The organism is Humidesulfovibrio sp., from assembly GCF_030689645.1.
GTDB lineage: Bacteria > Desulfobacterota > Desulfovibrionia > Desulfovibrionales > Desulfovibrionaceae > Humidesulfovibrio.
Window position 1 is genome coordinate 125785 of sequence record NZ_JAUYFU010000024.1, and the last position, 13173, is coordinate 138957.

Sequence of the window (13173 nt, forward strand, 5' to 3'; positions counted from 1 at the left end):
GCGGCGCTGCGGTCTAGTCCCACTGGCAAGCTTTGGGCCGGTCGGCCTGGTCGAAGAAATATGGAAAACGGGCGCTACTCTCCGGCTGCCTTGCGTACGCGCAGGCGGGTTTCCGCGTCCACGGCAAGCAGTTGCCCGGCGTCGGCGTCCTTGGGCAAGGCCGTGTGTCGTGCAAGCTCCGACTCGATGAGCCGAGGGATGTCCATGAAGCCGATGCTTCCGCCCAGGAACAGCTCCACTGCCACTTCGTTGGCCGCGTTGAGCACGGCAGGGTGACTGGGGCTGGCGGCGTAGGCCTCTTTGGCCAGCCGCAGGCAGGGGAACAATCCCTCGTCGGCGCGCTCGAAGGTCAGGCCGCCCACCTGAGCCAGATCCAGGCGCGGCATGTTGAGCTCCACCCGGTGGGGAAAGCACAGACAGTGGGCGATGGGGATGCGCATGTCCGGCACGCCCAGGTGCGCAAGCTGCGAGCCGTCAATATACTCGACCAGCGAGTGCACGATGCTTTGCGGGTGCACCAGCACATCCACCTGGGTCACGGGCAGGCCGTAGAGGTGGCAGGCCTCAATGACTTCCAGCCCCTTGTTCATGAGGCTGGCCGAATCTACGGAAATCTTCGCGCCCATGCTCCAGTTGGGATGATTGAGGGCCTGGGCCGGGGTGACGGAGGCGAGGAAAGCCGCGTCGCGCCCGCGAAACGGGCCGCCCGAGGCGGTGAGGATGAGCTTGGAGAGCTCCTTGCCGTCCGCGTCGGCATGGCCGCACAGGGCCTGGAACAGAGCGTTGTGCTCGGAGTCAACGGGCAGGATGAGTGCGCCGGACTCACGGCAGGCCTTGCGGATGAGCAGGCCGCCCAGCACAAGGCTTTCCTTGTTGGCCAGGGCGATGCGCTTGCCTGCGTTGGCTGCAGCCAGGGTGGGCAGAAAACCCGCAGCGCCAACGATGGCTGAAAGAACGAGATCGCTGTCCGGTCCAGCGGCGATGGCCTCAAAGGCGGCCGGGCCCACGAGAATCTCCGGTGCGTAGCCCGTGGGCAGTAGATCCCGCAGTTCTCTAGCCGCTGTCTCGTCGAGCACTGCCAGCAGGGCGGGGCGGAACTTTGTCGCCTGTTCGGCCAGGCGTTTGGCGTTCCTGCCGCCTGCAAGGGCCACGACCTGGAAAAGCTCCGGGTGCCCGGCCACCACGCGCAGGGCGCTGACTCCGATGGACCCGGTGCTGCCAAGGATGGCCAAGCGGCGCGGGAATGGCTGTGCCGGAGCAAGCGGAGGCCAAGTTGAAATATAGCTTTTCATGGCATTAGCTTAGGTGAACAGGGGGAATGCCTGCTTGAACAGGGCGTAGCATGGCAGAGCCAGAAGCAGGCTGTCGATGCGGTCAAGCAGGCCGCCGTGGCCGGGCAGAAGGGTGCCTGAGTCCTTGACCAAAAACTTGCGTTTGAGGGCAGACTCGAAGAAGTCGCCCAATTGCGCGCCCACGTTAAGCACCGCGCCCAGCAGCAGCCAGGCGGGCAAAGGGGCGCTGCCCAGTGAAGTGCCATAGGCCGTGACCGCTGCGATGCAGCCCGTGAAGCCGCCGATGCTCCCGGCCCAGGATTTCTTGGGGCTCACCTGGGGCCAAATCTTTGCTTTGCCGAAGAATGTTCCGGAATAATAGGCAGCCGTGTCGGAAACTGCGGTGGAAAGCAGAACGAGGATGATTTCACAGGTGGACAGAGCCAGGCAGAACTGGAGCATAAGGGGCAGATAAAGCGTTCCGGCCATGAGGATGAGTTCGTCGGTGAAGTCGGCGTTGTGCTGGTCGGCGCTGTAGCGGATGAGAAAACGCAGGGCCAAAAACCAGAAGCAGGCGGCCAGGGTCCACAGGGCGGCTTGCGGCCCGCCGACCTTGGAGATGAGCAGCATGACCGCGCCCAGGGCCACACCTGTGATGCGCAGGGGCTTGTGCTCCGGTCCGGGCCGGAACATGGCTGTGAATTCCCACTGGCCCAAAGCGCAGACGCACAAAAGCGCCGCCAACACTAGGATGCCGCCCTGCCAAAGGGCCAGGGCCACAAGGCCCACGGCGAGGCCAGCGGTGAGTATGCGTTGCTGATGGGCGGATGCTGGCACGGGATCTCCCTGTTGGAGGACTGCGCGGAATACGTGTTTTACCGCGCGACAACGGCCTTGTACTCCATTCCCTTTCACCGGGCAACCGTGGCTTTCCCCCCCTTTCCTGTCGCTGGGAACGTATGCTATATGCAATTGAAACTGTGGGCGAAGGGCTTGCACATCGTTTCGTACATCCATCCACCCGAAGGGGGGAAGTCCATGACCGAGGAACTAAAGAACCAGGCCTCGACTCGCAGAACGCGCGCGCTGGAGCAGGAACCCTTCGCCAGTATTGAGGAACTGCAAGAGCAAGTATTCCGGCTGACCGAGCACCTGCGCCACCTGACGGATATTGGCCTGGCCCTTTCGGGTGAAAAGAACCGCGACAGGCTGCTGGAGATGGTCGTCAGCCTCGCGCGCTCCATAACCGGCGCCGATGCGGGCACTCTCTATATAGTTGACGACTCCTGCAGCAAGCTTGAGTTCGTCGTCCTGCAGAACGACACCATGAATGTGCGCCTGGGCGGCACCAGCGGCAACCCCATCACCCTGCCGCCCGTGAGCCTGTACGATGAGGCGGGCGAAGCGAATCACGCCAACGTCTCATCCCACGTGGCCATCGCCCGCGAGGTGGTGAACATAGAGGACGTCTACAGCGCAGAGGGCTTTGACTTCACCGGCACGCGCCGCTACGATGCCGCGACCGGTTACCGCTCCCGGTCCATGCTGGTCATCCCCATGGAGAACCACGAGCATGAGATAATTGGCGTGCTGCAGCTTTTGAACGCCAAGGACAAAGCAAGCGGAGAGGTCATGGCCTTTTCGCCAGTGGGGCTGGCTGCGGTTCAGTCCCTCGCCAGCCAGGCCGCAGTGGCCCTCACCAACACCCAGCTCATCAACGGCCTCAAGGCCCTTCTCTACTCCTTCATGCAGAGCATCGCCGCAGCCATCGACGCCAAAAGCCCGTACACGCGCGGCCACATCGACCGCGTGGTGGACCTGACCATGCGCATCGCCGAGGCCATTAACGCCCAGCAGGATGGGCCGTACTCTGGCGTGCTGTTCAATGAGAATGAAATGGAGGAGCTGAAGCTGGCGGCCTGGATGCATGACGTGGGCAAGATCACCACGCCCGTGCATGTGGTGGACAAGTCCACCAAGCTCGAGGCCATCGTGGACCGCATTGAGATGGTCAAGACGCGCTTCAAGCTCATCGGCAAGGCGCTCCAGGCCGAGTTGCTGGAGAAACTTCTGGAGCTTGCCAGCAACGGCGCCTCGCGTCAGGATATGTTCGCCGTCACCGAGGAAATGGAGCGCCGCAGGCAGGAATTGGAGGACGACCTGGAGTTCGTGGTCTCCTGCAACAAGCCCGGCGAGTTTATGAGCGACGAGCGCATTGCGAGGGTGAAGGAGATCGCCGCCCGCACCTACAAGGACGGCGAGGAGGACAAACCCTGGATCAACGAGGATGAGCTGAAGAATCTGTGCATCCGCAAGGGCACCTTGACCGATGCCGAGCGCAAGATCATTGAGGATCACACAGTGGTGACCCTCGACATGCTTTCCCGGCTGCCCTTTCCCAAGCGCTTGTCGCGCGTGCCGGAGTTCGCGGGCTCGCACCACGAGAAGCTGGACGGCACCGGCTATCCAAACCGCATCGGTGGCGATGCCTTGTCGCTCCAGGCGCGCATCCTTGCCGTGGCCGACGTGTTCGAGGCCCTCACCGCCAAGGACCGGCCCTACAAGGAGCCCATGAAGCTCTCCCAGGCCATGAAGATCATGGGCTTTATGGTCAAGGACAAGCACATGGACCCGGAGGTCTTCGGTCTGTTCACCAGTTCCGGCGTTTACAAGCAATACGCCGAGGCGCACATGAGCCCGGCCCAGATGGACGAGTATCCGCCTCCGCCGCCTGCGGCGGAAGCCAAGGCCTAGGCTACAGCAGCTTCACGTACGCCTTCACGATGACCTTGAGGCCGAAGCCTGGAAAGTTGACTCGGTACTTGTCCGGCGGAATCTCGGCGACTATCTTGCCCTGCCCGAAAATCTTGTGCTCGCACAAGCCGAATTTGCTCTGCGCCGAGTCCATGGATGATTTTGGCGGCGGCGCTGCATCGTACTGCGCGCGGGGCGCTGCGGCTGCGCTCACGGGTCTGGCGCCTGGTTCGTAAGCCGGGCGGCGCACGGGCTCCGGGCAGATGACGGGCGCAAGGTAGCCGTCGTCGCGGGTCATGATGCCTGGGCGCAGCTTTTCATCGTTGCGGCGCAGACCGCCGGTGTACGTTTCGGTGTAGCGGTCGGCCACGGTGTCGGGCAGCTCGGTGACAAAGGGGCTGGTGACGGCTGGTTCGCGGCAGTTGTTGAAGCGGTTGAACACCGAGCCCGGCACGATGAGGGCCAGCTCGTCCTTGGCGCGGGTGCAGGCCACATACATGAGCCTGCGCTCCTCCTCCATGTCCTCTTGCCTCTGCATGGCCTTCTTGGAGGGGAATCTGTCCTCCACCAGGTCGATGAGGATGACGCCGCGCCACTCCAGACCCTTGGCCGAGTGCACGGTGGAGAGCACAATCGCGTTTTCCGTGCGGTCATCCTCTGTCTGGGTGCCGTCCAGGCACAGGTCGGCCAGGAAGTCCTCGATGCTCTTGTAGTTCACCACAATCTGCGAAAGCTGTTCAAGCCCGGCCTGACGCTTGGGATAATCGTCCGGATACAGCGTGACCAGAGAGGGCGCGTAGAAGCTCATGGCGCGGTCCAGCGCTGCGGCCGGGGCGTGGTTCAGCCTGCGCAGGGCGTCCAGCTCGCCCAAAAGCGGGTTGAGGTCCGGGAAGCGCTTCTTGTGCTTGTCCAGGCTCGCCGTATCGCCCGCAAGCAGCGCCGTGGCGATCTTGTTGGCGGTCTTGCCGCCGACGCCCTTCAAGAATCCCAGCACGCGCTGCCAGGCCAGCATGTCCGCCGGGTTGGCGGCCAGGCGCAGGTAGGCCAGGATGTCCTTCACGTGGGCGGCCTCGTGGAAGCGCACTCCGCCATACTTGCGGTAGGGCAGGCCCGCGCGGGTGAGGGCCACCTCCAGCGGATAGGACTGGTAGCCTGCGCGGAACAGCACAGCGATCTCATGCAGGGGGTGGCGGGAGGCCATATCCGTGATGATGCTCACGGCCTGCACGGCCTGTGACTGGTCGCTCAGGGTTTGGATGATGCGCGGTCTCGCGCCGCCCGTGCGCTCGGTGAACAGGTGCTTGTCGAACTTCATCTGCGCGCCGGCCAGCACCACGTTGGTCAGGTCAAGAATGGGCTGGGTGGAGCGATAGTTTTGTTCCAGCCGGATGAGCTTCGCGTTCTGGAAGTGCTGCGGAAACTCAAGGATGTTGGCGACCACCGCGCCGCGGAAGGCGTAGATGGACTGGGCGTCGTCGCCAACGGCCATGACGTTGCCCGAGTCGCCGGCCAGCAGTCGCACCAGGCGGGCTTGCACCAGGTTGGTGTCCTGGTATTCGTCCACCATGACAAAAGGATAGCGGCGGCGGAGCTGGTCGCGGATCTCCGGGTGCTCAAGGAGCAGACGCTCCAGTTCGAAGAGCAGGTCGTCGTAGTCCATGAGGCCCTGGGCGCGCTTGGCCTTGCGGTATTCCTCGGCCAGGCGCTCCACATCCGCCTGATAGGGCAGCAGGTGGTAGGCCTCGCGGTCCAGGATGCCCCCGATGGAGAGCTCCTTGTTGCGGCTCTTGGTGATGATGTCGGCCAGGGTGGCGCGCTTGGGGTAGGAGCGGTCGCCCCGGCCCAGGTCCAGGTGGGCCTTCAACTCGCCCAGCAGATCCTCGGAGTCGGAGCGGTCCATGAGGGTCAGGCCCTGCGGATATCCGGCCTCTACGGCGTTGCGGCGCAGGACGGAGTACGCGAAGGAGTGAAAGGTTCCGCCACTGGCTCCGGTGAGGGGGCGGCCCAGCACCACACCGGCGCGGTGAAGCATCTCTTGGCTGGCGCGCCGGGTAAAGGTGAGCAGCAGGATGTTTTCCGGCGAGACGTGGGTCTGCACCAGATGCGCCAGACGGTAAACGATTGTGCGCGTCTTGCCGCTGCCCGCGCCCGCAATGACAAGCACCGGACCGCCCATGTGCAGGGCGGCTTCGCGCTGGGCCGGGTTCAGCTCGCGATCAAAATCGATGGTCATTCGGAAATCCCGCTCATAGAATGAGTCCGCCTCGCCTGTGCTGATTTGTGTCGCCAAGCCCGAAGTGCCGCAGCACGAGCTGGCCCGTGTCGCGCAGGCGCATAACTACTGTGTCGCCTTGCGCCTCTGCGCCCGTATCTGCGAAAAACACGTCGTCCGGGGTGTGCATGCCGAAGCGGCCAAAATGCCCGAAGACTTCCTGGCGGTCAAAACGCGCCTTGAGGTCCAGGCCGCGTTCCGGCACGCAGATGAGATCCGGCGCGTTTTCGCACTGGTAAAGCTCCCGCCCGTCCAGCACCTGTTTCATGACCTTGCGGCCCTCCCAGGTCAACCCCAGAAGCAGAGCACGCAGTTCAGCAACCAGTCCCGGAATCTCGGATTCGCGAACGCGTCCGAGCTTGAAGGAACCCTCGCGGTGCAGCACGATCCGCCCCGGATCAAGGGCGAAGGCACGCGTTTCCGGCCCGATGACGCCCGCGTCCCATTCATCGCGGGCCGGTCGGCACAGGTGCAGGTAGCCTGCCAGGGTCAGCACGCGGTTCAGGTCCACCTCGGTGTCCAGCGCGCAGAAGCCGTGGTCGGCAAAGGCGATGAGCCGCTTCGGCTCCGGCAGGGCCTCATAGCGGTCCAGCACCTCGCCCACAAGCGCGTCCCACTCCCGCAGGAACGCGAGACACGCCCCATGCAGCGCATGCGCCGGGTTTTCCACAGCGGGAAACAGGAAGTGGAAGAGGCGGTCCGTCTCCGTAAGCACGCACACAAACAGGTCCCACGCCAGATCGGGCCACAGGAGATTCAGGGCCGAGCGCCGGGCGGCCAATGACTGACGCAGTTGGTCCAGCAGGTATTCTGGATCGGCTGCGCCGCGCGTGGTGTCGCCTTCCACCCGGTAGTTTGTCGCGCGCAGCGGGCCCAGCAGGAATGGCGGGAAAACCGCAGATTCAAGACTCTCGGCCACGAATCCGGCGACGAGCATTCCGCGCAGGGGCCGCGCAGGAGCCATGTTGGGCAGGTTCAAAACCCGCGAGGTGAGCCCGGCCTCGCTCATGCGTTGAAAAATAGTGGGGCAGCGCACGTCGTTGAACCCGGCGATGCGCAGAGCGTAGGTTTGCGGGTCGAGCACGGTGAAACCATGCACGCCATGCACGCCAGGGCCTTCTCCGGTGAAGAAGCTCGTCCAGTTGACGGGCGAAAGCTCGGGCAGCTCGGCTTCGATGGGCCGGGCAAAGGGCAAGAGCCGCGACAGGTTCCGCAGATGCGGCGACAGGGCGCGGGCCAGGGACAAGGGCAGGCCGTCCAGCCCAAGGACGACGAGGCGCGGGCGAGAGGCGGCGGACGTCATGGCAGAGGGGGTGCAGAAGAAAGAGGGGAGAGGTGGCAGAATATGCCTCCGGCGGCCAGGGGGCAGTGCCCCCTGGACCCGCCATGCCGCGAATCCTCGGGGAAAGACCCCTTGGATTCGCGGAAGTATGGCAAGTGGCCTTGAGTCTCCGGCAACAGTCCAACCATAATGGGATTCCAAAGGGCCTTGCGCCCTTTGGCCCCCGGAGGGATATTCTGCACCGCTTCCCTCTTACGCGAGCTCGACATCATACTTTTGCATGAACTGCACAGGGTTGTACGAAAGCTTGGCCTTGCGCAGGCCTTCGTCGCCAAGGTCCTGCTCTCGGTTCACCAGGGCGAAGCGGTCTTCTTGCGCCTCAAGGAAGTGCTTGTTGATGGCCTGGTAGATGCCCTTGAAGCGCGTGTCGCCCTTCTCAAAGTGGATGACGATGGTGTCCTTGCTCAGGCTTTCGCCCACGGTGTAGGCCACCACCTTGCCGCCGATGCGGATGGTGCCGCCCATGAGGTTTCCCAGGCGGTCAAAATTCTTGAGCACGCGCGAGATTGCCTGATTCTCAGCCACCAGGGCTTCGGACGGGTGCTCCTGCCAGCCGTGCCATTCGGCCTGCATGTCCAGCACCTCTTCAACACAGTCGGCCTGCATGGGCGTGTATTCGAAGATGTTAGACTTTTCGAACTGGTGCAATAAATTCTTTTTCTTGTGGAACTTGTTTCCTTTAAGCTCGACGAGTTCCGGCACGGAGTACACGTAGTCGAAGTGGTCGCGTGCTTCCACCGCGGACAGACGATCGCCGAAAGCCTGACGCCAGATGCCAAGCAGGGCCTCGGGCACGCGAGTGAAGCGCGCCGGGCCGGCCAGACAGGGCAGGGCGGCCCAGTCCACCTTGGTCCAGTCGCCTACCGGAGCCCACATGATATCCTGCGGTATGGTCTGCTTGATCCACACCAGATCGTGGGCGATGCGCCACTGCATGCCGTAGTGCTCGGCCCAGCCGTAGAGGTTGGCGAAGGCGTAGTCCGAGGTCACCTCGGGGCAGGCTGCCAGTGATGCCCGGTATTTTTCCTGATGCTTCAGGCAGATGCTTTCGAAGTTGTCGCAGGTGCTCATCAGTGTGTTCCGTTTAAGTGGTTTCCGTTGCGGGTTTTTGACATGGCGAAGCGCTGCCAATCCTTCTTCATGAATATATACAATAGGATAGCTGCCTGGAAAGCCTGTGATGCCAGCATGGAGATCCACACCCCGGTGGCCGTGCCCAGGACCAGGTGCCCCAGGATATAGGCCAGGGGCAGGCGCACCAGCCAGGTGCCGAGCCCCATGCCGAGGAGGTTGTACAGCGTTGCCCCTGCGCCCGCCAGTGCCCCGGCCAGGATCATGGTGGTGAGGGTGAAGGGAATGGCCAGGACGTTGTACACGAGGTAATTCTCGGCCTCGGCTTGCACCTCGGCCTTGGGCGCGATGAATCCGGCGACATCGGCCAGAAAGGGCCAGAGCAGGGCGGCCATGATGCCGATGCCCACAAGCCCGATGCCGAGAATTCGCAGGCCCATGCGCCGGGCCTCTTCGGGCTGGCCTGCGCCCAGCAGGTGCCCCACCAGGATGCTGGCGGTGAGGTTCAGGGCGAAGGCTGGCAGGAACAGCAAGGATTCGACCCGTGCACCTGCGGCCATGCCAGCCAGAGCCACCACGCTGTTCTCGGGCAGGCTGGCGGTGATGGCGAAGAGCACCAGGTAGCCTGAGTGCCAGACGATCTGCATGAGCCCGGCAGGCCAGGCTACCTTGAAAAGATACGGAAACGCTTTGCGAATCCAGCAAAACGGGGCGAAAATTCGTCGGCGCAGGGTACCGTTGAGACGCAGCACCACAAGCCCGAACACCGCGCCCAGGGTGATGGCCGAGAAGGTGGACCAGACGATGCCCTGCACGCCGAGTTTTGGCAGGCCCCACAGGCCGAGACCAAGGCCCAGGTCGCCCACGGTGTTCACCAGGGTGACGAGGATCATGGTGTAGAGGGGCACCATGACCTGCCTGCGGGCGCGAAACACCGCGTTCTGCATGATCATCATGTAGTAGGGCGGCAGGGTGTACAGGAAGACTTCCAGAATGTAGCCGGTGAGCGGTGCGATGTCCTGGGGCACATGCAGGGCGCGCACGAACAGGTCGCGCAGTGGCAGGCCCAGAGCCAGGAACACGAGGCCCGAGGCTGCTGCGATTGAGAGGCACAAGCCTGTGTAGCGCTCGGCCCGCAGCATTTTTCCTGCGCCGATGGACTGGCTGATGGCCGCCACCGCGCCGCCCGACACGGCAGTGGCGATGATCAGAAACAAGAACAGCGACTGGGTGATGATGCCAAGGGACGCCTGGACACGGTGGTCGATCTGGCCTGCAACCCATACGTCCACGAACCCGATGAGGAAGTTGAAGACCATCATCAGAACCTGGGGCCAGGAGAGGTTCCAGATGAGGCGGACGGGGTTCTGTGCGAGGTCGGTTGGCTGCATGCATATCCTGAAGGCGCTGTTTGTCGAACCGTTCATCTAGACACGAATTTACGTATGCCAAGACCCGTGCGCAGATTTTCTTTACGTGGAGGCCATGTTCTGCCATATCTGACAGCATGAACCCGGCGCATTACGCGCCGCAGGCTGGAGGTATCCATGAGCGGGGAGAAAAAGAGCGGTTCCACTGCTGGGACGGTTGCCGGGGCAGGCGCCGGTGCACCCGTTTTGCGGGTCCATTTGTGGCTGGAGTCAGGGGACGGAATGCTTTTTGGCCTGGGGCGCGCGCAGCTTCTGGAGTTGGTGGAGCGCCTGGGGTCGTTGAATCAGGCGGCCAAGGCCCTGGGCATGAGCTACCGCGCAGCCTGGGGACGCATCAAGCGCACCGAGGAAGCCCTGGGCGAGCCGCTATTGGCCAAGGCCAGCGGCCGCAAAGGCTACGAGCTGACCCCGCTCGCCGCATCCTTGCTGAAAGATTTTGCCTTGTGGCATCATGAGGTGGAGGAATTCGCCCTGGCCCGGGCCAAGGCGCGTCTTCCGTGGGACGTGCGACCCTTTGCTGGGCCGCAGGCAGAGCCCGCCCAGGAGTAAACGACGCATCGGGCCCAGCAGCGAGCACAAGCTTTCGCGCCGCAAAAGAAAAGGGCTGCCCCTGACGCCTGGCGCTCCTTGACGGAGGCCTGGACGCCGGGGGCAGCCCTGTACGTTTTTCTTAAGGCCTAGCGGCGTCCGCCACGGTCTCCGCCACGTCCGCCACGGTCTCCGCCACGGTCTCCGCTGCGGCCGCGATCACGGTCGCCACGGCCAGGGCCGTCGCTGCGGGAAGAGGGCGGACGACGGAACTCGTCCAGGCTCACTTCCTGGCCAGCCTGCTCCATGAGCCAGGCCTTGCGGGACAGACGGATGCGTCCGCCCGGCTCCAGCTCGATGACCTTGACCCACACTTCCTGCCCAAGCTGCAACAGGTCTTCCACGCGGTCAACGCGCTCCACATCCAGCTGGGACACGTGCAGCATGCCCTCGGCGCCGGGCAGGATCTCCACCAGCGCGCCGACTTCCAGGATTTTCTTCACAGTGCCCAGGTAGTTGCGGCCCGGCTCCGGGGTCTGGTCGTAGTAGAGGACCATGGCCTTGGCCTTCTGCAGGCTCTCGGTGTTGGGGGCGAAGATCGCCACTTTGCCGGAATCCTCAATGTCGATGGCGGCCTGGGTCTCAGCGGTGATGGCCTTGATGTTCTTGCCGCCGGGTCCGATGACGCTGCGGATCTTCTCGGGGTTGATGAACACCACTTCCATCTGCGGGGCCAGAGCGGAGAGCTGCGGCCTGGGCGCTGCCAGACACATGGCCATGTGCTCCAGGATGTGCAGGCGGGCGTCGCGGCTCTGGGCCAGGGCGCGGCGCAGCACGTCGTAGGGGATGCCGGTGGTGATCTTGATGTCCATCTGGATGCCGGTGATGCCGCGCACGGAACCGGCAACCTTGAAGTCCATGTCGCCGAGAGCGTCCTCGTCGCCGAGAATGTCGGTGAGCACGATGAACTCGTCGCCTTCCTTCATGAGGCCCATGGCGATGCCTGCCACCGGCTCCTTGATGGGCACGCCGGCGTCCATGAGGGCCATGGAGGCGCCGCACACAGTTGCCATGGAGGAGGATCCGTTTGAGTCCATCACCTCAGAGACCACGCGCAGGGTGAAGGGGAACTCTTCGGCAGTGGGCAGAACGGGCAGCATCGAGCGCTCGGCCAGGGCGCCGTGGCCGATGTCGCGGCGGCTGGGGCCGCGCAGGATGCGAACTTCGCCCACGCAGTAGGGGGGGAAGTTGTAGTGCAGCATGAAGCGCTTGGTGTCTTCGCCCACCAGGGTCTCGATGCGCTGTTCATCGCGGGTGCTGCCGAGGGTGGCAACACACAGGGCGGCGGTTTCGCCGCGGGTGAACAGGGCCGAGCCGTGAGTCATGGGCAGCACGCTGGCGTCAATGGACAACGGGCGCACTGTGGTCAGGTCGCGACCGTCCAGGCGGATCTTCTCAGCGCGAACGCGCTCGCGCACGATCTTCTTCTCAAGCTCGTTCACCAGGGTGGAAGCCTGCTTGGCGCAGTCGGCCACGTCGGCGAACTTCTCGACCACGGCCTCAAGGGTCTTGGTCTTGGCGATTTCCTTGGCGTCGCGGCGGGCCATTTTCTCGGTGATGGCGAAGGCGGCCTTGAGGGACGGGGTGGCGATCTCCTCAACATAAGAGGCGATGGCTTCGTCGGCCTTCTTCACGGTCACTTCGATCTTGGGCTTGCCGACCTTTTCGCGCAGCTCGTCCTGAATGTCGAACATCGGGGTGAGCTGCTTGTGGCCCCACTCAAGGGCGTCGGCCACCAGCTCCTCGGACACGAAGCTCGCGCCGCCTTCGACCATGACGATGGCCGAACGGGTTGCGGCGAAGATCAGGTTCAGGCTGCTCTGGTCGGTGATCTGCTTGTAGTTGGGGAAGAGCACGAACTGGCCGTCCACGTAGCCCACGCGGGCGCCGCAGATGGGGCCTTCAAAGGGCATGTGCGACAGGTGCAGCGCGCAGGACGCGCCGGTGATGGCCAGCACGTCCGGGTTGTTGATGCTGTCGGCGGAGAGGACCGTGGCGATGACCTGGACCTCGTCGCGGAAGCCCTTCTTGAACATGGGGCGGATGGGGCGATCGATGAGGCGGGAGACCAGGGTCTCGCGCTCGCTCGGGCGGCCGATCTCGCGACGGAAGTAGCTGCCGGGGATGCGGCCTGCGGCGTAGGACATCTCCTGGTAGTTCACGGTCAGGGGGAAGAAGCCGCGGTCGATTTCCAGAGCCTGGTTCACAGCGGTGACGTGCACCACGGTGCCGCCGGACTGGATCCACACGGCGCCGCTGGCCTGCTTGGCCATCAGCCCGTGCTCAAGGGTGATGTCCATGTTCCCGGCGCGGGTGGAAAGGCTTATTTTGTTGTGGGGTACGAGCATGTAGTCTCCTGAGTGGTTGCCGTCCTGGGGCCTGCTCCCTGCCCGATGTTTAGCCGGCTTGGGGAAGGGCTCTTGCGTGTATCGCAAGAACGCTCTC

The 13173-nt window shown here is 63.7% G+C and carries 9 protein-coding genes; 2 read left to right on the forward strand and 7 right to left on the reverse strand.

All coding sequences use genetic code 11. The features are described 5' to 3' along the window. Window positions 1-74 precede the first annotated feature (74 nt). Window positions 75-1292, reverse strand: coding sequence for a 1-deoxy-D-xylulose-5-phosphate reductoisomerase (gene dxr, locus Q8O35_RS03940; protein ID WP_305570824.1), 1218 nt, complete (start codon window positions 1290-1292; stop codon window positions 75-77). A 9-nt stretch (window positions 1293-1301) separates the two neighbouring features. Next, window positions 1302-2108 carry a phosphatidate cytidylyltransferase gene (locus Q8O35_RS03945; RefSeq protein ID WP_305570826.1) on the reverse strand — a complete coding sequence of 269 codons (807 nt, stop codon included), beginning with the start codon at window positions 2106-2108 and terminating at the stop codon, window positions 1302-1304. A gap of 201 nt (window positions 2109-2309) precedes the next feature. Between Q8O35_RS03945 and Q8O35_RS03950 the strand changes: the two genes are divergently transcribed. Further along, entirely contained in the window at window positions 2310-4025 is a 1716-nt protein-coding gene (locus Q8O35_RS03950; protein WP_305570828.1) for an HD-GYP domain-containing protein, read from the forward strand. A gap of 1 nt (window position 4026) precedes the next feature. On the opposite strand, the gene Q8O35_RS03955 is transcribed toward Q8O35_RS03950, so the two are convergent. From Q8O35_RS03955 to Q8O35_RS03970, 4 genes are all read right to left on the reverse strand, one after another. Next, window positions 4027-6258, reverse strand: coding sequence for an ATP-dependent helicase (locus Q8O35_RS03955; protein WP_305570830.1), 2232 nt, complete (start codon window positions 6256-6258; stop codon window positions 4027-4029). 13 nt (window positions 6259-6271) lie between these two features. Then, window positions 6272-7600 (reverse strand): alkaline phosphatase family protein, encoded by a 1329-nt coding sequence (locus Q8O35_RS03960; protein ID WP_305570832.1) that lies wholly within the window; start codon window positions 7598-7600, stop codon window positions 6272-6274. 231 nt (window positions 7601-7831) lie between these two features. Beyond that, on the reverse strand, window positions 7832-8710 hold the full coding sequence (locus Q8O35_RS03965; protein ID WP_305570834.1) for a DUF2156 domain-containing protein: 879 nt from the start codon (window positions 8708-8710) through the stop codon (window positions 7832-7834). Next, window positions 8710-10101, reverse strand: coding sequence for an MATE family efflux transporter (locus Q8O35_RS03970; protein ID WP_305570836.1), 1392 nt, complete (start codon window positions 10099-10101; stop codon window positions 8710-8712). Before Q8O35_RS03970 ends, Q8O35_RS03965 begins: the two co-directional genes overlap by 1 nt. A gap of 261 nt (window positions 10102-10362) precedes the next feature. On the opposite strand from Q8O35_RS03970, the gene Q8O35_RS03975 reads away from it, so the two are divergent. Next, window positions 10363-10689 carry a winged helix-turn-helix domain-containing protein gene (locus Q8O35_RS03975; RefSeq protein ID WP_305570838.1) on the forward strand — a complete coding sequence of 109 codons (327 nt, stop codon included), beginning with the start codon at window positions 10363-10365 and terminating at the stop codon, window positions 10687-10689. A gap of 128 nt (window positions 10690-10817) precedes the next feature. Here the strand turns inward: Q8O35_RS03975 and pnp are convergent, their stop codons facing one another. Further along, complete coding sequence (gene pnp, locus Q8O35_RS03980) at window positions 10818-13076, reverse strand: polyribonucleotide nucleotidyltransferase (RefSeq protein ID WP_305570840.1); 2259 nt, start codon at window positions 13074-13076, stop codon at window positions 10818-10820. Between the last annotated feature and the right edge of the window lie 97 nt (window positions 13077-13173).

Bases quoted from the DNA above. Each gene is read 5' to 3' on its own strand.
- dxr (WP_305570824.1), bottom strand. From the start codon at position 1,292: ATGAAAAGCTATATTTCAACTTGGCCTCCGCTTGCTCCGGCACAGCCA.
- Q8O35_RS03950 (WP_305570828.1), top strand. From the start codon at position 2,310: ATGACCGAGGAACTAAAGAACCAGGCCTCGACTCGCAGAACGCGCGCG.
- Q8O35_RS03955 (WP_305570830.1), bottom strand. From the start codon at position 6,258: ATGACCATCGATTTTGATCGCGAGCTGAACCCGGCCCAGCGCGAAGCC.
- Q8O35_RS03960 (WP_305570832.1), bottom strand. From the start codon at position 7,600: ATGACGTCCGCCGCCTCTCGCCCGCGCCTCGTCGTCCTTGGGCTGGAC.
- Q8O35_RS03965 (WP_305570834.1), bottom strand. From the start codon at position 8,710: ATGAGCACCTGCGACAACTTCGAAAGCATCTGCCTGAAGCATCAGGAA.
- Q8O35_RS03970 (WP_305570836.1), bottom strand. From the start codon at position 10,101: ATGCAGCCAACCGACCTCGCACAGAACCCCGTCCGCCTCATCTGGAAC.
- Q8O35_RS03975 (WP_305570838.1), top strand. From the start codon at position 10,363: ATGCTTTTTGGCCTGGGGCGCGCGCAGCTTCTGGAGTTGGTGGAGCGC.
- pnp (WP_305570840.1), bottom strand. From the start codon at position 13,076: ATGCTCGTACCCCACAACAAAATAAGCCTTTCCACCCGCGCCGGGAAC.